The sequence below is a fragment of the Acinetobacter sp. YH16056_T genome (assembly GCF_024605895.1).
Lineage (GTDB): Bacteria > Pseudomonadota > Gammaproteobacteria > Pseudomonadales > Moraxellaceae > Acinetobacter > Acinetobacter amyesii.
This window is the reverse complement of the sequence record NZ_CP094545.1, coordinates 1119556-1137306: the sequence shown is the minus strand read 5'-3', so window position 1 is coordinate 1137306 and position 17751 is coordinate 1119556. Positions and strand designations below refer to the sequence as shown.

Annotated in this window: 20 protein-coding genes; 14 read left to right on the top strand and 6 right to left on the bottom strand. The window is 39.7% G+C overall.

Annotated elements, in window-relative coordinates:
- The first annotated feature begins 69 nt into the window (after nt 1-69).
- The 12 genes from MST17_RS05690 (at nt 70) to MST17_RS05635 (ending at nt 8735) form a co-directional block, all read left to right on the top strand.
- A complete protein-coding gene (locus MST17_RS05690; protein WP_257224003.1) occupies nt 70-495 on the top strand; it encodes a hypothetical protein in 426 nt (141 codons plus the stop codon).
- Nucleotides 495-1616 carry an ATP-binding protein gene (locus MST17_RS05685; RefSeq protein ID WP_180026394.1) on the top strand — a complete coding sequence of 374 codons (1122 nt, stop codon included), beginning with the start codon at nt 495-497 and terminating at the stop codon, nt 1614-1616. The genes MST17_RS05690 and MST17_RS05685 overlap by 1 nt, the downstream gene beginning before the upstream one ends.
- A complete protein-coding gene (locus tag MST17_RS05680; RefSeq protein ID WP_180026395.1) occupies nt 1613-2584 on the top strand; it encodes a hypothetical protein in 972 nt (323 codons plus the stop codon). The genes MST17_RS05685 and MST17_RS05680 overlap by 4 nt, the downstream gene beginning before the upstream one ends.
- Complete coding sequence (locus tag MST17_RS05675) at nt 2581-2838, top strand: hypothetical protein (RefSeq protein ID WP_180026396.1); 258 nt, start codon at nt 2581-2583, stop codon at nt 2836-2838. Before MST17_RS05680 ends, MST17_RS05675 begins: the two co-directional genes overlap by 4 nt.
- A 94-nt stretch (nt 2839-2932) precedes the next feature.
- Entirely contained in the window at nt 2933-3136 is a 204-nt protein-coding gene (locus MST17_RS05670) for an AlpA family transcriptional regulator (protein ID WP_111884584.1), read from the top strand.
- A gap of 115 nt (nt 3137-3251) precedes the next feature.
- Nucleotides 3252-3836, top strand: a complete 585-nt coding sequence (locus MST17_RS05665) for an aminodeoxychorismate/anthranilate synthase component II (protein ID WP_078190263.1) — start codon at nt 3252-3254, stop codon at nt 3834-3836.
- 18 nt (nt 3837-3854) lie between these two features.
- Nucleotides 3855-4901, top strand: a complete 1047-nt coding sequence (gene trpD / locus MST17_RS05660) for an anthranilate phosphoribosyltransferase (RefSeq protein WP_180026397.1) — start codon at nt 3855-3857, stop codon at nt 4899-4901.
- Between the two features lie 16 nt (nt 4902-4917).
- Nucleotides 4918-5724: an indole-3-glycerol phosphate synthase TrpC gene (trpC, locus tag MST17_RS05655; protein WP_180026398.1), complete on the top strand. Its 807-nt coding sequence runs from the start codon at nt 4918-4920 to the stop codon at nt 5722-5724.
- 105 nt (nt 5725-5829) lie between these two features.
- The gene (locus tag MST17_RS05650) at nt 5830-6813 is read left to right on the top strand and encodes a hypothetical protein (RefSeq protein ID WP_180026399.1); all 984 of its coding nucleotides are present in this window, start codon (nt 5830-5832) and stop codon (nt 6811-6813) included.
- Between the two features lie 111 nt (nt 6814-6924).
- The gene (locus MST17_RS05645; RefSeq protein WP_180026400.1) at nt 6925-7614 is read left to right on the top strand and encodes a Smr/MutS family protein; all 690 of its coding nucleotides are present in this window, start codon (nt 6925-6927) and stop codon (nt 7612-7614) included.
- Between the two features lie 95 nt (nt 7615-7709).
- On the top strand, nt 7710-8258 hold the full coding sequence (gene folE, locus MST17_RS05640) for a GTP cyclohydrolase I FolE (RefSeq protein WP_171262632.1): 549 nt from the start codon (nt 7710-7712) through the stop codon (nt 8256-8258).
- A 120-nt stretch (nt 8259-8378) separates the two neighbouring features.
- On the top strand, nt 8379-8735 hold the full coding sequence (locus MST17_RS05635) for a cupin domain-containing protein (RefSeq protein ID WP_180026401.1): 357 nt from the start codon (nt 8379-8381) through the stop codon (nt 8733-8735).
- 80 nt (nt 8736-8815) lie between these two features.
- On the opposite strand, the gene MST17_RS05630 is transcribed toward MST17_RS05635, so the two are convergent.
- The 5 genes from MST17_RS05630 to hemE all read right to left on the bottom strand — a co-directional run bounded on the left by MST17_RS05630 (nt 8816) and on the right by hemE (nt 14806).
- Nucleotides 8816-10192 (bottom strand): diguanylate cyclase, encoded by a 1377-nt coding sequence (locus MST17_RS05630; protein ID WP_180026402.1) that lies wholly within the window; start codon nt 10190-10192, stop codon nt 8816-8818.
- A 106-nt stretch (nt 10193-10298) separates the two neighbouring features.
- On the bottom strand, nt 10299-12173 hold the full coding sequence (locus MST17_RS05625) for a DUF4105 domain-containing protein (protein ID WP_373685449.1): 1875 nt from the start codon (nt 12171-12173) through the stop codon (nt 10299-10301).
- 109 nt (nt 12174-12282) lie between these two features.
- Nucleotides 12283-12753, bottom strand: a complete 471-nt coding sequence (locus tag MST17_RS05620; RefSeq protein WP_078190276.1) for a DUF3015 family protein — start codon at nt 12751-12753, stop codon at nt 12283-12285.
- 150 nt (nt 12754-12903) lie between these two features.
- On the bottom strand, nt 12904-13695 hold the full coding sequence (locus tag MST17_RS05615; RefSeq protein ID WP_180007699.1) for a DUF817 family protein: 792 nt from the start codon (nt 13693-13695) through the stop codon (nt 12904-12906).
- Between the two features lie 40 nt (nt 13696-13735).
- Nucleotides 13736-14806, bottom strand: a complete 1071-nt coding sequence (gene hemE, locus MST17_RS05610; RefSeq protein ID WP_180007657.1) for a uroporphyrinogen decarboxylase — start codon at nt 14804-14806, stop codon at nt 13736-13738.
- 205 nt (nt 14807-15011) lie between these two features.
- On the opposite strand from hemE, the gene MST17_RS05605 reads away from it, so the two are divergent.
- Nucleotides 15012-16232, top strand: a complete 1221-nt coding sequence (locus tag MST17_RS05605) for a L,D-transpeptidase (RefSeq protein ID WP_078190280.1) — start codon at nt 15012-15014, stop codon at nt 16230-16232.
- A 192-nt stretch (nt 16233-16424) separates the two neighbouring features.
- A complete protein-coding gene (locus tag MST17_RS05600) occupies nt 16425-17120 on the top strand; it encodes a pirin-like bicupin family protein (RefSeq protein WP_180007656.1) in 696 nt (231 codons plus the stop codon).
- A gap of 28 nt (nt 17121-17148) precedes the next feature.
- Here the strand turns inward: MST17_RS05600 and MST17_RS05595 are convergent, their stop codons facing one another.
- Nucleotides 17149-17286, bottom strand: a complete 138-nt coding sequence (locus MST17_RS05595) for a hypothetical protein (RefSeq protein WP_180007655.1) — start codon at nt 17284-17286, stop codon at nt 17149-17151.
- Between the last annotated feature and the right edge of the window lie 465 nt (nt 17287-17751).

Here is a 17751-nt window from a genome sequence, read left to right as displayed (position 1 = left end):
GCTCACAGACAACAAAAAAAGCACATCGATCTTCTACCCCCGATGTGCTTTGCAAACTGCGAGATAAGTATGAACAAAACCTTAACCCCTTTCAATAGCTTCAAGGTAACACTTGTCGCTGCAACCGTAACAATCGGTGCATTGGCATTCGCTTATAAGCCTCATGCTGCCAATACTCAAGTGCTTCACAAAAGCATCCCTGAAGTTACTACCGTCGCAGCAATGCAACTCACTTCTAAAACTTCAGGTAATGCAGTTATCCGTTTAGACAACTTCACCCTAGACGTAAGCTTTGACTTTGAACCATTTGAAGACAGCTACGGCGTACCCGGTAGTGAATTTGATACCGCTGAAATTACCCAGCTATCTGTAGATCAGATCTCCGATGAATACGGCAACCCTTTCCCCGACTTCACAGACTACAACGACCACCGCAACATCAATGAAATGTTGGTGCAGCACATGATTAAAAACCGTTTGTTGGGAGAAGTGTGATGACTATTAATATTATTCCAGCAGACCAAGCTCTAAATGTCAGTGCCATCATCACTTACATCTATGCAGATCCAGGCCTCGGTAAATCCTCTTTAGGCTTTACTGCTGATAAAGCTGTTTCCTTTGACTTTGACCGTGGCGCACATCGTACTGGTGAACTTCGTCGCGGTGCAGTAATTCCGGTTCAACAATGGTCTGACGTTGCAGGTTTAACAACTCAAGACTTAGCTCCTTACAACACTGTTGTTATTGATACTGTAGGCGCAATGCTTGAATGCATTAAAACTCACCTACTACTTCATCCAAACAACCGGCAGAAAGATGGCGCTTTAAAACTAAAAGCCCAAGGCTTGGCCAATCAAACTTTTAAGCAGTATGTGAATACCCTGATAAGCATGGGTAAGGATGTTGTCTTTATTGCTCACGCCTCTGAGGATCAAAACAACGATCAGATCATCTACCGTCCCGACTTAGGCGGTAAGAATAGAAATGAGCTGTACCGTATCGCAGATATGATGGGCTACATGACTACTGTCACTACTGGTGTGGGTAAGAATGCTCGTGTCATCAACTTCAAACCGTCTCCTACTCACCATGCAAAAAACTCAGGTGCTCTTGGTGGAGAAACTGGTGAAGTTTGGGTACCTGACCTAAAAACAGAACCGATGTTTTTAGCACAATTAATTTCAGCAGCTAAAGCACACATCAATACTTTAACCCCTGCGCAATTGGCTTCAGCTAAAGCACTTGAAGACTTGGAAAACTGGAAACAAAGCTGTGATGAAGCGCTATATGCCAGTGACCTAAACCAGTTAACTGAGTCCCTTGATAAGAGCCATATGTATTACCAAAACATGCGCCAAGCCATGCTACTTAAGGCCAAAGAACTGAATTGTACCTTTGATAAGAATAAAGAAACATGGATTAGTCCACCTGAATTTAATGGCATATCAGATGCGCAACGTGATGATCTATTAGCCTTCATAGATGAGCGTGGATTAGATACAAAAACTGTATGCGAGCATCTGGGTATAGATTCGCTGATGCAGATCGATGTATCGAAAATTCAAGAAGTAAAACAGGAAATAGATCAAATTGCTAAAGCGGGAGTAAATTCATGATTATCTTAAACGGACAAGAAGCATTTGCTGCCATGGCTGCAGGTCAAAACATTGAATGTCGTCATACTGGATCTGATCTAGATTTTGATAGCATTCGTAATTTTCCTGCGACTGTTTTTTTTGACCCTGATCATGAATTCCGTGTTGCTGTCGTATATATGACTATTGGCACCATTCAAGTTCCAGAAGCCATATCCGAAGCACCAGCAAAAGGTACACCATGTTTTGCCCCATCACTTTTAACAGCTGAATTGAGTAAAGCATTCAAATGGAAAAACTCTGAATCTGACTTGGAATTACTCACTCGTGGTTTAGTTCATCTATATGAAGATAATGCGGTAGTTCACGCTCAGGCATTGATTTCAGTAAGTGGCGGGTCTTTAAATAAAGAGAAACCTGCCTCTGATACATCATTGCCTTGGGAGGATGAATCGGCTACAGAAGCTAAAAATAGCCAAATTCAAACATCAAATGATGTTGAAGAAAAGGCATTCGAACAAAACACACCTAAGCCAGAACATACCGCTGAGAACTTGAGTGTTGAAGAACTCAAACGTTTGCAGGTTGAGGCCGAAAAGTTAGTAGCGGAGAATAAGTTAGCTTGTGAATCAGCAGATGGCGACTATCAAAATCTTTTAAATGATCTACTAACACGTGCAACAAATGCTCAAACACCTAAAGAAGCCACCGCCCTTACCGGCTATACACGCAACTGGACTGAAGCACAGCGCAAACCATTGTTGGATGCTATTCATAAGCGCCTACGTGAGCTTGCACCTGCAGAAGCTGAAATTAAAACTCCACCTTCACTTATGGTTCAGATTCAAAATGCACCAGACTTAACAGCATTGGATGCCTTGGAAATTGATGTTTCTGCACGTAGTCCTGAAATACAACCTAAGTTAATGGACTACGTTAAAAAGCGTCGCTTCGAGCTTGAGAATCAAGCAAGTGAGGTGAGCTCATGATTTGTCCTAAATCATTAGTCCCGGCCTTCACAATGTTTTTAGCAAGTGATGGATATCAATGCGTAATTAATAAAATTGTTGGTGAAGCTGTTTTCACTAAAGCAAATAAACCTGGTTTGAAGATTGATAATGCGGGAAACATGAATGGTGCTGCTCAAAAGCGTTATGAGCTTTTTCTTAAATTATGGCTAAAGAATGGCAAAGAATTTATTCTTCGCCTTCAAGCCCAGGCCCTTATTTTAAAGGTGGCGTGATGGATCCCAACGGCAAAGATACAGATATAGGACATGAAAGTATTTCTGAGGATTTTCTTGAATCAGTGAAACAAATTTTAAAGGAGGTGTCTTGATGGAAATTGATCGTCGAGTTCGGGCTAATGATTTTATGAAACTTCTCTCTGTTGGGAAAACTAAGTTCTATAGAATGTTAAAGCAAGGAGAGCTTCCCGAGCCAATCCGTTTAAGCGAAAAAGATGTTTTTTGGCACGAATCTCAAGTGAAGAAAGAAGTCGAAAAATACAAACAAGAATCTGATAATATAGCCTGCACTTAGCAGGCTTTATATTTTGTGCCTAATTTAAGTTGAAGTTCTTAAAACGGGTAACGTTGCGGGTAACAAAAACCGCCAAACAAAATATTAGTATAAATTTCTTAGGGATACGCTTGATATGCTTCTCATGATCGACAATTATGACTCTTTTACCTACAACATCGTCCAATATTTTGGCGAGTTAAATCAGGAAGTAAAAGTTGTACGTAACGATGCCGTGACATTGGAAGATATCGAGCGATGGCAACCGAAGTATTTAGTCATTGGTCCTGGCCCTTGTTCGCCAAGTGAAGCAGGTATTTCAATTCCTGCGATTCAACACTTTGCGGGAAAAATTCCTTTACTCGGTGTGTGTTTAGGCCACCAAGCCATAGGACAAGCTTTTGGCGGCGATATTATTCGCGCTAAAAAAGTGATGCACGGTCGTTTATCTGACATGTATCACAGCGATCAAGGCATTTTCAGCAACCTCCCTTCGCCATTTTCAGCAACGCGTTATCACTCTTTGGTGATTGATCAAGCGACTTTGCCTGAATGTTTAGAAGTGACCTGCTGGACCAATGAAGAAGATGGCACGATGGAAGAAATCATGGGCGTAAAACATAAGACATTGCCTGTCGAAGGCGTGCAGTTTCACCCTGAATCAATTCTTAGTGAACATGGCCATCAAATCTTTAAAAACTTCTTAGAAATTTACGCTTAATCGAGTGCAAAAAATATTATGAATATTCAACAAGCTTTAAATAACATCACTAAAAATATTGAACTCACTCAACCTCAAATGGAAGAAGTGATGCGTACCATCATGCAAGGTGAAGCGACCGATGCGCAAATTGGCGCACTCATGATGGGCTTACGCCAAAAAGGTGAAAGTATTGATGAAATCACTGCCGCAGCACGTGTAATGCGTGAGTTTGCGATCAAAATCGATGTCAGTGATCTGCCACATTTGGTGGATATCGTTGGTACAGGTGGTGATGGTCAAAACTTATTTAACGTTTCTACTGCGTCTAGTTTTGTCATTGCAGCAGCAGGTGCAACCATTGCTAAACATGGCGGTCGTGGTGTTTCATCAAAATCAGGCTCTTCTGATCTTTTAGAACAAGCAGGAATTAACCTTGACCTAAGCATGCAGCAAACTGAACGCTGTATTCGTGAAATGGGTGTGGGTTTCCTCTTTGCACCTAATCATCATAAAGCCATGAAATATGCTGCTGGTCCACGTAAAGAATTGGGCTTCCGTAGTATTTTCAACCTACTTGGCCCGCTTACGAATCCGGCCGGCGTAAAACGTTTTGTGATTGGTGTTTTCTCTACAGAATTATGTCGTCCTATGGCTGAAGTTTTAAAACAACTCGGTGCAGAACATGTCTTGGTGGTGCATTCAAAAGACGGTTTAGATGAAATTAGCCTTGCATCAAGTACTTATGTTGCTGAACTCAAAGATGGCGAAGTCACTGAATGGGAAATTCAGCCGGAAGCCGTAGATATCGAGTCGCAAACCTTAACAGGTCTATCTGTAGATAGTGCTGCTGAAAGTCTAAAATTGATCAAAGATGCTTTAGGTAAAAACAAATCTGCACTCGGTGATAAAGCCGCGAATATGATTGCCCTAAATGCAGGTGCCGGTATCTATGTTTCAGGCTTAACCAATAGCTATAAACAAGGTGTTGCATTAGCACATGACATTATTTATGGCGGTCAAGCACTAGAGAAAATGGGCATTTTGTCTGAATTTACGAAAACTTTAAAAGAATACGAAGCTTAAGATTAGGACTCAAATCATGGTAGATATCGCCAATACAATTTTAGGTAAAATTGTTGACCGTAAAAAAGAAGAATTTGCAGCCCGTCTTAAACAACGTAGCTATAAAGATGTCGAAGAGCTAGCTCAAGCAGCTACACCCGTTCGAGGTTTTGCACAAAACCTCGGCTCTAAACGTCCGGGGGTGATTGCTGAAATTAAAAAGGCATCACCATCGAAAGGCATCATTCGTGAAAACTTTAACCCTGCTGAAATTGCGCAGCAGTATCAAGATGCTGGTGCGGCATGTTTGTCTGTTCTCACCGATGTGGATTTTTTCCAAGGTGCCGATGAAAACATTCAGATTGCACGTAAGAACTGTGACTTACCTGCGCTGCGTAAAGATTTTTTAATTGATCCTTATGGCGTAATTGAAGCACGCGCTTTACATGCGGACTGTATTTTATTAATCGTGGCTTGTTTGTCTGATCAACAACTCGAAGAAATGTCGAAAACTGCTTTTGAGCACAATCTCGACGTGTTGGTTGAAGTACATGACGAAGAAGAACTTGAGCGTGCAATGCGTCTTTCTGACAACTGTCTACTTGGCGTCAATAATCGTAATTTAAAAACCTTTGATGTTGACCTCAACACATCATTACGTTTGAAAAAGTTACTCGAGCCTTCTCGCCTGCTGGTGACAGAAAGCGGTATTGCAACACCTGCTGATGTCGCGATGATGCAAGAACATGATATTCATGCCTTCTTGGTCGGTGAAAGTTTTATGAAGCAGCCACGTCCTGATCAGGCGTTTAAGGAGCTGTTTGGTGTGCCTGATAAAATATAAATGAAATATGTAGGGTGAGTTCGCTCACCCTTTTTCTCCTTTGCATCCATATTAAAAAATTACACATCCTTTTTATAATTTTTATTCAATTGAGAATTAAAAATAATGAAGTCGATTATTTCTTCAACTCTTCTATTCATTTCATTAATCTTGGTTTCAATACACCAGATAAGTTGGGCAAAAAATATAACTCTGTATACTGGCTCACCGTATCATATTGACCAAAATCATATCCTCTACTTTAATATTTCCACTATGCCCGAAGGCATCATTGCTGCGCAGATTGACCTAAATCAAATTTTTCCAAATATAAATACTAACGTGCTAAAGGGCAAAAATTATGTTTTCAATAAGAATCAAATTGAAATCATTAGTTATCAAGGCTTACCAATAGTCATTAATTTCTCAATCAATACTAAAAACAAGAATATTGAAAATTCAGCCTATTTTTCTATTTCTAAAGGACATAAAAATTCTTTATCAAAACCAATCAATATCAAATCTCACCCTATTTCCATGGAAAAATTAAATCATTTTGAACAGATTTTTTATAAAGATAATTCTCATTTATTGAAAAAGAATTTAGCTGATGAGCCATATTTAATAAATCTATTCATGTTCCATGCAGCAATAAATGATTTTGATGATATGAATGATTTTTTCCAAAATGCGATAAAGAACCTGACACAAAAAAATGATATTGATAATTATGAAAAAGCCAAAAATTTGTATCTTGAATATTTAAATTTAGGTGAAAACAATGAATTTTATGATACCACCTTAATTATGGCGGCAATCGAGCACACAGATATTTCTTTCATCAAAAAAATGAAGCTGAGAAAAATAAATGAACTTGTAGTAGATGAAGTTGAACCACAAACATATTATTTCACTAGATGCTCCCCATTAGGTAAAGCTATTCGCCTAAATCAATATCAGATAATTTCTTATTTACTTGAAAAAGGCGCTTCAACCGAAATCGTGTGTCTTTCTAAATTTAATGAAGAACAATCAGCATTAGCTCTTGCAGAACAATATAAAAATAAAAAAGTTATTAAATTAATTAATTCAACTTTGAAGCCCAAATAGGACTTGTAATGAATTAAGAGATCTTCTTGATATAAAGTCTTTCCAGTTCAAATCAGTGCCATTTAAGGCTATAATTGCTCTAAATTTTTGTATATTTCCCGTTTTTTCATTATGAGCAAACACGATTCTTCGCTTTCAAAAGATCAGTACAACCTACTGAAATCTTTTAAAAAGCAAATTACGAATCCACATTCCTCTACGATTGCTAAACAGCCTGAGCCAACGCCAAAGACTGTTGAACAAGAGCAGGAAGAAGACTTCGCGCTTTTCCAAAAGCAAATGCAAGGTGTTCAAAAAATAAATGCAGGAAATACTGCAAAAATGGAAAAAGTGGGTCGTAAAAAACCTGATGCGCAAACGTTGGCTAAACGTGCTGCTGCAATTGGTCCTATGGAAACAGATGATGCATTACTTTCTGATACGCAAGCGATGCTCAACCCTGTTGCCAGTCAAGCTGCTTTAAGCTATCGCATTGCAACCTTACAACATAAAGTTTTTGAAGATTTAAAAGCTGGTAATCTACGTTGGTTTGAAGCTGTCGACTTACACGGTTGCACTGTTGAAGAAGCCCGTTCTGCCGTGCTGCAAATTATTCAAATGGCGAAAGATGACAATCAAAACGTCATTAAAATTGTGCATGGCAAAGGTCCAGAAGCAATTTTAAAAACTTATGTAAATAGTTGGTTACGTCAACATCGTGATGTATTGGCATTTGTGAGCGCCCCAGAAAAACAAGGCGGCACAGGTGCTGTACTGGTTCTGCTTAAACGTGCAGAAAAGAACCCACAGTTTAAACAATAATCGGATTTAACTCCAAAAGAAGGCATTGTAATAGTTTTCTGCTACAATGCCGTCCTTGTTCAATCTCTCAGTGTAAGTGAACACGTCTTATGTCTATGCAGCAATCCTACGCAAATATCCTAACTGCCGTTGGTGAAGATCTGAATCGCCCGGGTCTTAAAGATACGCCTATGCGTGCTGCTAAAGCTTTTTCATATCTTACTTCTGGTTATAGCCAGACACTTGAAGAAGTGACCAACAATGCGGTTTTCCCATCAGATAACCGTGAAATGGTCTTAGTTAAGAATATCGAATTCTATTCTTTGTGTGAGCACCATTTATTACCTTTTTATGGTCGCGTACATATTGCTTATCTCCCAGAAGGCAATGTTTTAGGTTTATCAAAATTTGCACGTATTACAGAAATGTTTGCCCGTCGCTTACAAATTCAGGAAAACCTCACTCAGCAGATCGCTGAAGCTGTGGCTGAAGTGACTGGTGCACGTGGTGTTGCTGTGGTGATTGATTCAGCTCACATGTGCATGATGATGCGTGGTGTAGGTAAACAAGAGTCTACAACACGTACCGTTTCTTTTGTCGGTGACTTTAAAACCAATAAAGAAGAACGCCGTGAATTCTTAAGTGCTGTGCCTGAAAGCTATTAATAGAACATTCAGCGTTAGCACTCATAAAAAAAGCCTCGAGCTCTTGAGGCCTTTTTTATTTGTGTTTTAATGTCGCAAATCGTTTGCTTTGATAGCAAAGCACTATTTTCAGGATGAATCATGTCAGATGTATATATTGCCGGTCAGGGTTTAGCGCAAGCCAAACACAGCATAGATTACCCTCGCCCAGACCGTTTGGTTCAGGGCAATCCTAAACGTGAAACTGCAAGCCTGTATGTACACCCCAATATGGACTGCGGGATTTGGCAATGTGAAATTGGCGCATGGAATATTGTCTTTGCACCCAATAAACAAGAATTTTTTACAATCCTTGAAGGTTTAGTACGTATTCATGATCAACAAGGTGGATATATCGAGGTTTCCGCTGGCCATGCGGGCATTATTCCCCCATCTTTTCAGGGCAAGTTTGAAGTTGTCGAAGCCGTCAAAAAATACTATGTAGTTGTCGAAGTTTAAATTACGGCACATCTCGCCATAAAACATATTTACCCATAAAAAAACTCCCACATATGGGAGTTTTTTATTCTCAGGATAAATTAGATATACGACAAATGCTTTGTGACTTGTATACAGTTTCGACCATTATTTTTTGCCGCATACAGCGCATGATCTGCGGCATCTAAGAAACGCTGATAATCAGGATGGCCATCATACTGCACACAACCAATGCTTACGGTAAAACTAAATTGCTGACCTTGTGCCGTTCGGATCAAACCCTTTTCAATATATTGGCGAATATTTTCTGCAATTTTCATCGCACGGTTTACACCAGTATCGACCAAGAGTAATAAGAACTCTTCACCACCGATACGGAATGCATAATCGCTACCTTGACTATAACGCTGTAAAGCTTCGGCAATAAATTTGAGCGCAAGATCACCTGCCGCATGACCAAACTTATCATTGATCATTTTAAAATAATCCGCGTCAAAGGCGAGCAAAGACAACGGCGTTTCATTTTGCCGCGCAAAGGTAATTTCACGTGAAATAATCGTACTGAGATAGCGGCGGTTTAGGAGTTGAGTCAAAGAATCATTGCCAGACTCAATATATTCAGCCACCTGAAACAATTGATCGACTAGATGCTGAATTTCACGGTTCAATTCACGAATCTGTTGAATCAACTGTTGCAGCTGATCTTTTTCCGTCATCTGCATCGTTTGCTGGGTTAATTGATCCACTTCATAAATTCGGTCAATAATCAGTTGCACCTGATCTGAACCAGAAAAAGCATATGCCGCTTTATGAATGAACCACAGCCCAAACTCTGATTTTGAAAATAAGGGATGATAAAAACCAACATTGCCCGAAAAGATTTTAAACATCAGTTCATTTTCCCAATCGAGCAATGAACCACGTTGTTTATCTTTATGCACTGCTACATCTTGCATCGCAGAAAATAAGCGATAATTGTGTTTTGTTTCTTGGTTTTTTTCCGTATTGATCTCATAAGATCGGCACATGATTTCAGTGCTGAACCCCATAATTTGTACAATATAACTACACATATGGAGAATATTTTGTGTTTGGTTTAACTCTAAAATTTCAAATATTTTACGTTCTATTTCACGCACACCACGTATGATGAACCATGACGGAATACCAACACGCGCGTGTACCATTCCAACTTTCTGCTGTCTTTTGACTGAGCTTTCAAATTCACCATTCAGTGCGACATTAAACGTTTCTAACAACCATTTTCTTAAAGTGTCGATGAGCCTTTTTTGAATGATATCGTCTTTAAAAAATTCAGCTGACTCTGGCTCACGTGACATTTGTTCATAAAAAACAGTTACTAAATGTTCAACATGTCTTTGGATAAATTGCAATGCTGCAAGATGTTCATTTTCAGTATATTGATCACAAATATTTTTCCAAGTCTGACTTAGACCTGTAATACATTCTTGATTCATTCGGTGACACAAACCACAGCTATTACAAAGCTAGCAATCATACCTTGCTTTACTTACATAAAAAAACAAATTTATTTGATATTTCACATTTTATCTATCTTAAAAATTAATAGAAAAATACATAACTCAATTTCAATTTATTCCAAGCTTGATCATCTTGCTGCTGGTATTCATAACCTAGTCTTAAGGCATTTTGTTGGTTGACGATATATTGTAATTCAGCATCGAGTTTCAGATTCCACTGATGTACATCTTCCCAATACGGAAGCTCTGCCTGCACTAGACTGTTGAATCGTTCAGACCAAATATTTTGACAACCCAGTGTCGGCCCAAGTCCAACTCGCCATCCCTGATCGAGTGACTTGCCGCCCTGCACCTGCATTTGAGACTGCACATAACACAAATGTGTGCGTTCCTGATTGGCCCAGCTATATCCAGATTGAGCTTTTAATTCAGCTACACCATGTTGTTTCGTTTCACTAAATTGACCTGCATCTACAGACACTTGCTGCCAGCCAAAATTAAAACCCCAAGTTAGTGGTGTTTTAAATGGCGTGATTGGGTTGTAAGAATTGACCGATAAAAAATCAAAATGATTGATCTTGAATTGTTCGTCACGATATTGGATCGAGCCATCCCAAAACATCAACTGCGTACCAATCCGAAAGCCACCTTGCGGATCGATCAAATCATGATAAGCCTGACGATGACCGAGTTCGATATATTTTTCACCTTGAACTTCACCCACGGTAGCTGAAAAATTTCGCGCATGATGTCCATTGACAGGGTCTAGACTTGGCTGCTTAGGTTCAGTCCGTTGTTTCGGTTGTGAAGATTGGCTACGTAAGGCCAAGATTTGACGCAATTTAGGCTGCGTTTCTTCCGCACTCACCTTTCGACCAATCAGCAATAAATACAGATGGTCATACGCCATTTCTAATATTTTCGCTTGCTCTGCTTCATTAAACTGAGCGAGTGCTGTCGACATCATCGCAGGTTCAATTTCAGCGAGCTTATGCGCTTCACGTGCTAAACGATATCCATGTTGCTGCGCTTGTGATAAAAGCTGCGTTTCTAATGCAGGACGATACACCGCTGCTTGAATCAGTTGTTCATCATTGATCGCTTTAATCGTTTCAACAGGAATGGAAGCGACTTTAAATTTTTCGGTTAAATTCAGTGTCGGGCGAACCAAATCCATTAGGCCCAATAATCGATATGCACAGTTATCACTGGCAAAATAATAGGGAAAACTGACATTTTGCATTTCCCAAAGATGTTTAACCAAATAACTGGTTTCTTGCTCGGTCAGTGCTAGCTCATATTCCCACAAATCACGACTTTCAAAATCACCATATTCTTTCACCTTTCGGTAGTACGGCATCAAGGAATATTCACCAGGATACTGTCCTGTTAAGCCTTTCCATGCATAAGACCAGTTATCTTCACCTGCAACTGTCGCTGCATAGTTAATGGCATAGGACACCAAATTTAGCTCTTTTTGATCTTTCGGATCGAGACGCAATAAGGTATGTCCAAACATAGAACTTGGATTACCCATAAAGTCTGTGGCGTAAATTAATGTCGCTTTATACGGCTTAATTTTCCCAAACCATTCATCAAACTCAGGGCAACTCACCACTGGTAACTGCTCTGAACGGATGGATAATTCTTGCATCAGCCACTGACTACGCGCAGGGAAACGACAACGAAAGGCTTGATTAGGTTCGGCGGGTTGAAACAGTGCAGCGATATCTGCCTCTAATTCAGCTTGAGCACTTTGGCGGCCATTTTCAGCTAAAAAATAACCTGTATAGGCAACTTCACTTTGTCCTTTATGATCTGTATATAAAAGTCGTTGCCAACTGATGTGTTCAGACAGTTTTTTTGATTGTGCAAGTTCAATATATCGCTGTAGCTCTACGGTTTTAGAGAGGTTTGGATCTACAACTTGCTGAGCATATAAGATGCTCGGAATCATAAAGGTACAAAATAAAGCAATTGATTTCATTCAGTTATATTCAAATCCATTTTTATATATTTTAGATAATAAAAAACCCTGCCGAGAGACAGGGTTTTGAAAGCATCGATTAAACGTATGCTTTAAGTACTTCATCTTTCGCCATTACGCTTTGTAATGAAGCAAGTACTTGTAGAGAAGACTGGTTTTCAGCTGAATAGATTTCAGCAAAATTTGCTTTAGACACAGCAAAGAAACGTGCTTTATCTGTTGATTGGATGTTTAAAAGCTCAGCCAAAACATTCAGGCTCTCACCTTGACCAACCGCCATATCACGAGCAAGTGATTCAGCATTTTCATTGGTAAATGTTACCGCTTGAGCAGTCACTGTACCAGTACCGCTACAACCTAAAGTACCAAAAGTAATACCAAGTAACTGGTTAGTAAAAATACCGTTGGTAGTCGCAGCTAAAATTTTAGGAATTTTACCTGATTGACCAGCCCAAACTTGAGAACCAACACCACAACCTACGTCACGGTCAGCAAAAGCAGCTGTAGAACCTAGTGCAACGACTGCAACTAAAGCTAATTTTTTTAACATGGCACTTCTCCAGGGAATTTTATTCCATTGTTTTTAATTATTAAAACATGTGTAATTTTGATTACACACCTGTAGATTAACTTGATCTTTCAGATAAGGCAAAACATTTTCATCTAAAACTTTTGGCTAAAAATAATACGTTCTTTTTCACTATTTTTTGAGCAACCAAGTACCATTTTCATCACGTTTTCCAAGGATTTTGAGTACTAAAACCAGACTGAGTAATAGCAACAAATACCAAGAACCGAGTTTCCCCCAACCGACCATATGCCATGCATCGACCTGACTTGGATATAACCAAATTTGATAGAAGGTACTGATATTTTCTGCGATCCAAATCAAGAATGCCAAAATCAACAATACTGGTAACATGGGCAACTGAATCACATGATTTTGTAATTGAAAACTCAGCTTGGTTTTCCAAAAGATCACCACACTCCAAGCAAACAAAAACATACGAATATCTGGTACAAAAAATTTGGTCATAAAATTAAGATATGACAAAACGGCTAAGCACAGCATATTGCCAAAACGCGGTAAGTTACTGAACGACACCTGATATAGACGTAACGAACGTGCAAAGAAACTCCCCACCGCCGAATACATGAAACCTGCAAATAATGGCACGGTCAGCAGTTTGAAAACCGCAGGCTGCGGATATTGCCATGAAGCAATGTGTGGATGAGTGAGAAATATTTCCATCCCCATAGCCAGTAGATGAAACAGTGCTATGACTTTGGCTTCCGCCCAAGACTCGAGTTTTAAGTAGAGTAAACACACTTGAATGATCAGTGCATAAAACAATAAATAGTCATAACGGTAAAAGCCAAAATATTCCTGACTTCCCATTGCTGCAGTGAATGCAAAAGCGATCAGCAGTAATATCCCAAATAAGGCAGCCGAAGCTGCCTTATAAGAGAACTCAAAACATGATTTTATCATCTTGACCACGGTTGAATCCTAAACCTATTTCCCTGAAGCCTTATAAATACTTGGCACTATATTCGTGTACCGTATCAATAAAGGCTTTCGGATTGGTTGGATCTACCCACTGGGTAATACCATGGCCTAAGTTCGCCACATAACCGGTTTTTTCACCATTGGCATATGCGTCATCTAACATAGCACGCGTCGCTTTCGCAATTGCTTCAGGCGAACCATACAATGTTGCTGGGTCTAAGTTACCTTGCAATGCTGCACGGCCTGCGACTGTTTGACGTGCCACATTTAATGGCGTAGTCCAATCTAAACCAAAGGCATCTGCACCCGTTGCAATCATTGGCTCTAACCATTGACCACCACCTTTGGTAAACAAAATCACAGGGACTTTGCGTCCATCTTTTTCACGCTGTAAACCTGCCACGATTTTTTGCATGTAGTTTAGTGAAAATTCGATGTATTCACGGTGTGCTAGTGCCCCACCCCAACTATCAAAGATTTGTACGGCTTGGGCACCTGCATCAATCTGCGCATTGAGATATTCAGTCACTGCCACAGCTAAACGGTCTAATAAGGCATGCAACACTTCAGGTTGTGCATACATCATTTGTTTCGTAAAACGGAAATCTTTGCTTGAACTGCCTTCCACCATATAGGTTGCCAGTGTCCAAGGACTGCCTGAGAAACCAATCAATGGGACTTGTCCGCCCAATGCTGAACGAATCGTAGTCACTGCATTCATGACATAATCTAGGTCAGATTTGGCATTAAACTTAGGTAAATTCAGTACATCTTGTTCGGTACGTACAGTTTTATGAAACTTCGGACCTTCACCTGCCTCAAAATACAGTCCCAAACCCAACGCATCAGGTACTGTCAAAATGTCTGAAAATAAAATGGCTGCGTCTAAGTCATAACGACGCAAAGGTTGTAAAGTAACTTCACAAGCAAATTCTGTATTTTTACAAAGGGATAGGAAGTCACCCGCTTTTGCACGTGTTTCACGATACTCTGGTAAATAACGGCCAGCCTGACGCATCATCCAAACCGGAGTTGCATCTACCGGTTCACGTAATAAGGCACGCAAGAAACGATCATTTTTTAAGGTCGTCATTCACTTTCCCAACTTAATTCGATATTGGCATCATCATATCAAAAAGGTTGTAAATATAATAACTTCTCAAGCATTTAAAAACCGATCATGTTGAGTGCCAAAAATGATATTTACACAAAACAACTACTGCATCTCTACTTTTTTTCTGTAATACTTAGCCAGTTTTTAATACACAGTAAATGAATAATTCTTAAGGTTGAATTACATGTTCGTTCGCACCATGCTCGCACTGAGCCTAAGTTGCATATTTGCTGGTACAGCTATTGCCGCATCTACTGCTGAACAACCATTAACGCCAAAAAAAGTGACTAATGTTGCAGTTCAGGATCCCATTGATCCGTTAGCGACTGAAGCTTCATCTGCAACTAGCCAGATTAGCGCTCAAGAACAAGAAGATCTGAACCAAGCATCGCAAACTTTAGACAGCCTGCAACAATCAGAAGATGTTAAAGCCGACATCGGTGCTGCACCTGCTACAGCGACTGCTACAACTCCAACATCAACTTCGCCTGCTGCCAAAGTTGCTTGGGGTTTAAATGACCTAAATAATGCACAGTGGTATGACAACATTGGAAAAGGTCAGTTCCCTGTTTATGCACGTGCTCATGTCATGCTCAATAATGCACATGCTTCACCGGGTGCAATTGATGGTACCAGTGGTAAAAATACCTTAAAGGCGATCGCTTCATTCCAACAAATGAATAGCTTGAAACCTACAGGGACTTTAACCAAAGAAACTTGGGATGCGCTGATTGCGAAACAAGGTTCTAAACCTGCATTTATTGAATACACGTTGACTGACGCAGACTTGAAAGGTCCTTATGCAGCATCGATTCCACACGACTATGCATTACAAGCAAAAATGAAAGGCTTGTACTACACACGTGTGACTGAAATGTTGGGTGAAAAATTCCACATGGATGAAGACTTTTTGAAAAAGTTGAATCCCAAAGCGACATTTAAAAAAGCTGGTGAAAAAATCTTAGTAGCGAATATTCGTAACGAAGTTCCTGAAGATATTCACCTGATCGTTGCACATAAAGGCGCGAAACAACTTTACTTGTTTAATAGCCGCAACCAAATGATCGGTTCATTCCCTGCAACGATTGGTAGTTCTGATACTCCATCGCCTACAGGTACATATAAAGTCACAGGTGTTGCACCAAACCCTTGGTACAGCTACTCACCGTCTAACTTTGTTCAAGGCAACAACAAAAAACCACTTTCATTACCACCTGGTCCAAATGGCCCTGTTGGTAATATCTGGATTGGCTTGAGCAAAAAATCATTCGGTATTCACGGTACACCGAACCCATCTGCTATCTCTAAAACTGCGTCACACGGTTGTATTCGTTTGACCAACTGGGATGCAAATGACTTAGGTAAGAAAGTGAAATCTGGTGTGACTGTTAAATTCTTAGAATAATTTTAGTCATATTTAAAAAAGCCTGCATCGTGCAGGCTTTTTTTATAGCTGTGCATTCATGCATAACAAAAGACTCAATCTTGGCTGAGCGTTGCAAAAATAGGATGAATTGTCGCTAAAAAACTATATATCCCAATTTAGTTCAATCTTAAAATAGGTACATGTTCAATAATTAAGATAAGGATGAATGCCATGAATGCTTTTTTACATCCAAGTGAAAACCGTGGTCACGTAAAAATGGGCTGGCTTGAGTCTAAACACAGCTTTTCTTTTGGTAACTGGTATGACCCGAAATACATGGGCGTTAGTGCACTTCGTGTAATTAATGATGACTTAATAGCAGCACATGAAGGTTTTGGTCAACACCCACATGACAACATGGAAATTTTAACCTGTGTGTTAAAAGGCACCATTACGCATAAAGACAGTATGGGCAACCATGGTGGCATTTCTGCAGGTGAATGGCAGCTGATGAGCGCAGGTACAGGTGTGCGTCATAGCGAAATGAACCAAGGTGATGAAGATGTACATTTACTACAAATTTGGATCGTTCCAAATGAACGTGATGCTGAACCGACCTATCAACAAATTAAATGTGATCCACGCGATCAACCCAATCAATGGCATTTAATTGTCGGTCCAAATGACGATGCAGCTATGTATATTCGTCAGCAAGCGGAAGTTAAATCCGCATTTTTGACGAAAGGTCAATCTTTAGAGATCCGTGCAACGCAGCATATCAACTATATCCATGTTATTTCAGGTTCAGTGCAAATTGCTGAACATAAAGTTGAAGCTGGTGGTGCAATTGCGTTCTTAGAAGATAGCCAAATTGAAGCGCTTGAAGATGCTCAAGTGATTTGGTTTGATTTACCCGAAGTTAAATAATTAAAAGCCCTCAAATGTGAGGGCTTTTTTATACAGTTTGTCTCAGGCGTTCACTGCGTTTATACAACCACATCAACACCAAAGTTGGAATGATAAATCCCGCAGTCACCATGATGCCATGTAGGATTGAGGCATAAGGTTCAGCAAGCATGGCCACATGTTTCATTGGAGATGTCAATGGATGGAATCACTTTAAACGTCTCGAAATCACGCATTTCGAGATATTCTTAAATGACACTCAGCATCTAATTATCTAGATAAAATTCATCAATCAAAGGTGATTTTATTCTATTGCTGATGCAATCTATCTAATCAACCTTCGGTTTCCACGCGATAAAAATGATTTTGCATAAAGACGCAAAACATAGAGGCAAATAATTGCCGATCTTGTTCAGTTTGAAAAATGCCCCCGAAATAGTCCCCATCTGTAGTTAAAATTAAATCTAAGAATGTTGCCTGCTTGGGAACTACTCCCTTTCTTTGGCAATATGCAAAATATGCGCTGACATCTTCAAATAAAATCCACCATTCCTGTGGACTTCCAATCTGAACGCCACCTAATGAATGCTCTAGATCAAACATCGCATTGAGAAGATATTGAAAATTTTGCTGTGAACTTTGAAATTGAAAT

Bases quoted from the DNA above. Each gene is read 5' to 3' on its own strand.
- MST17_RS05690 (WP_257224003.1), top strand. From the start codon at position 70: ATGAACAAAACCTTAACCCCTTTCAATAGCTTCAAGGTAACACTTGTC.
- MST17_RS05685 (WP_180026394.1), top strand. From the start codon at position 495: ATGACTATTAATATTATTCCAGCAGACCAAGCTCTAAATGTCAGTGCC.
- MST17_RS05680 (WP_180026395.1), top strand. From the start codon at position 1,613: ATGATTATCTTAAACGGACAAGAAGCATTTGCTGCCATGGCTGCAGGT.
- MST17_RS05675 (WP_180026396.1), top strand. From the start codon at position 2,581: ATGATTTGTCCTAAATCATTAGTCCCGGCCTTCACAATGTTTTTAGCA.
- MST17_RS05670 (WP_111884584.1), top strand. From the start codon at position 2,933: ATGGAAATTGATCGTCGAGTTCGGGCTAATGATTTTATGAAACTTCTC.
- MST17_RS05665 (WP_078190263.1), top strand. From the start codon at position 3,252: ATGCTTCTCATGATCGACAATTATGACTCTTTTACCTACAACATCGTC.
- trpD (WP_180026397.1), top strand. From the start codon at position 3,855: ATGAATATTCAACAAGCTTTAAATAACATCACTAAAAATATTGAACTC.
- trpC (WP_180026398.1), top strand. From the start codon at position 4,918: ATGGTAGATATCGCCAATACAATTTTAGGTAAAATTGTTGACCGTAAA.
- MST17_RS05650 (WP_180026399.1), top strand. From the start codon at position 5,830: ATGAAGTCGATTATTTCTTCAACTCTTCTATTCATTTCATTAATCTTG.
- MST17_RS05645 (WP_180026400.1), top strand. From the start codon at position 6,925: ATGAGCAAACACGATTCTTCGCTTTCAAAAGATCAGTACAACCTACTG.
- folE (WP_171262632.1), top strand. From the start codon at position 7,710: ATGCAGCAATCCTACGCAAATATCCTAACTGCCGTTGGTGAAGATCTG.
- MST17_RS05635 (WP_180026401.1), top strand. From the start codon at position 8,379: ATGTCAGATGTATATATTGCCGGTCAGGGTTTAGCGCAAGCCAAACAC.
- MST17_RS05630 (WP_180026402.1), bottom strand. From the start codon at position 10,192: ATGAATCAAGAATGTATTACAGGTCTAAGTCAGACTTGGAAAAATATT.
- MST17_RS05625 (WP_373685449.1), bottom strand. From the start codon at position 12,173: ATGATTCCGAGCATCTTATATGCTCAGCAAGTTGTAGATCCAAACCTC.
- MST17_RS05620 (WP_078190276.1), bottom strand. From the start codon at position 12,753: ATGTTAAAAAAATTAGCTTTAGTTGCAGTCGTTGCACTAGGTTCTACA.
- MST17_RS05615 (WP_180007699.1), bottom strand. From the start codon at position 13,695: ATGATAAAATCATGTTTTGAGTTCTCTTATAAGGCAGCTTCGGCTGCC.
- hemE (WP_180007657.1), bottom strand. From the start codon at position 14,806: ATGACGACCTTAAAAAATGATCGTTTCTTGCGTGCCTTATTACGTGAA.
- MST17_RS05605 (WP_078190280.1), top strand. From the start codon at position 15,012: ATGTTCGTTCGCACCATGCTCGCACTGAGCCTAAGTTGCATATTTGCT.
- MST17_RS05600 (WP_180007656.1), top strand. From the start codon at position 16,425: ATGAATGCTTTTTTACATCCAAGTGAAAACCGTGGTCACGTAAAAATG.
- MST17_RS05595 (WP_180007655.1), bottom strand. From the start codon at position 17,286: ATGAAACATGTGGCCATGCTTGCTGAACCTTATGCCTCAATCCTACAT.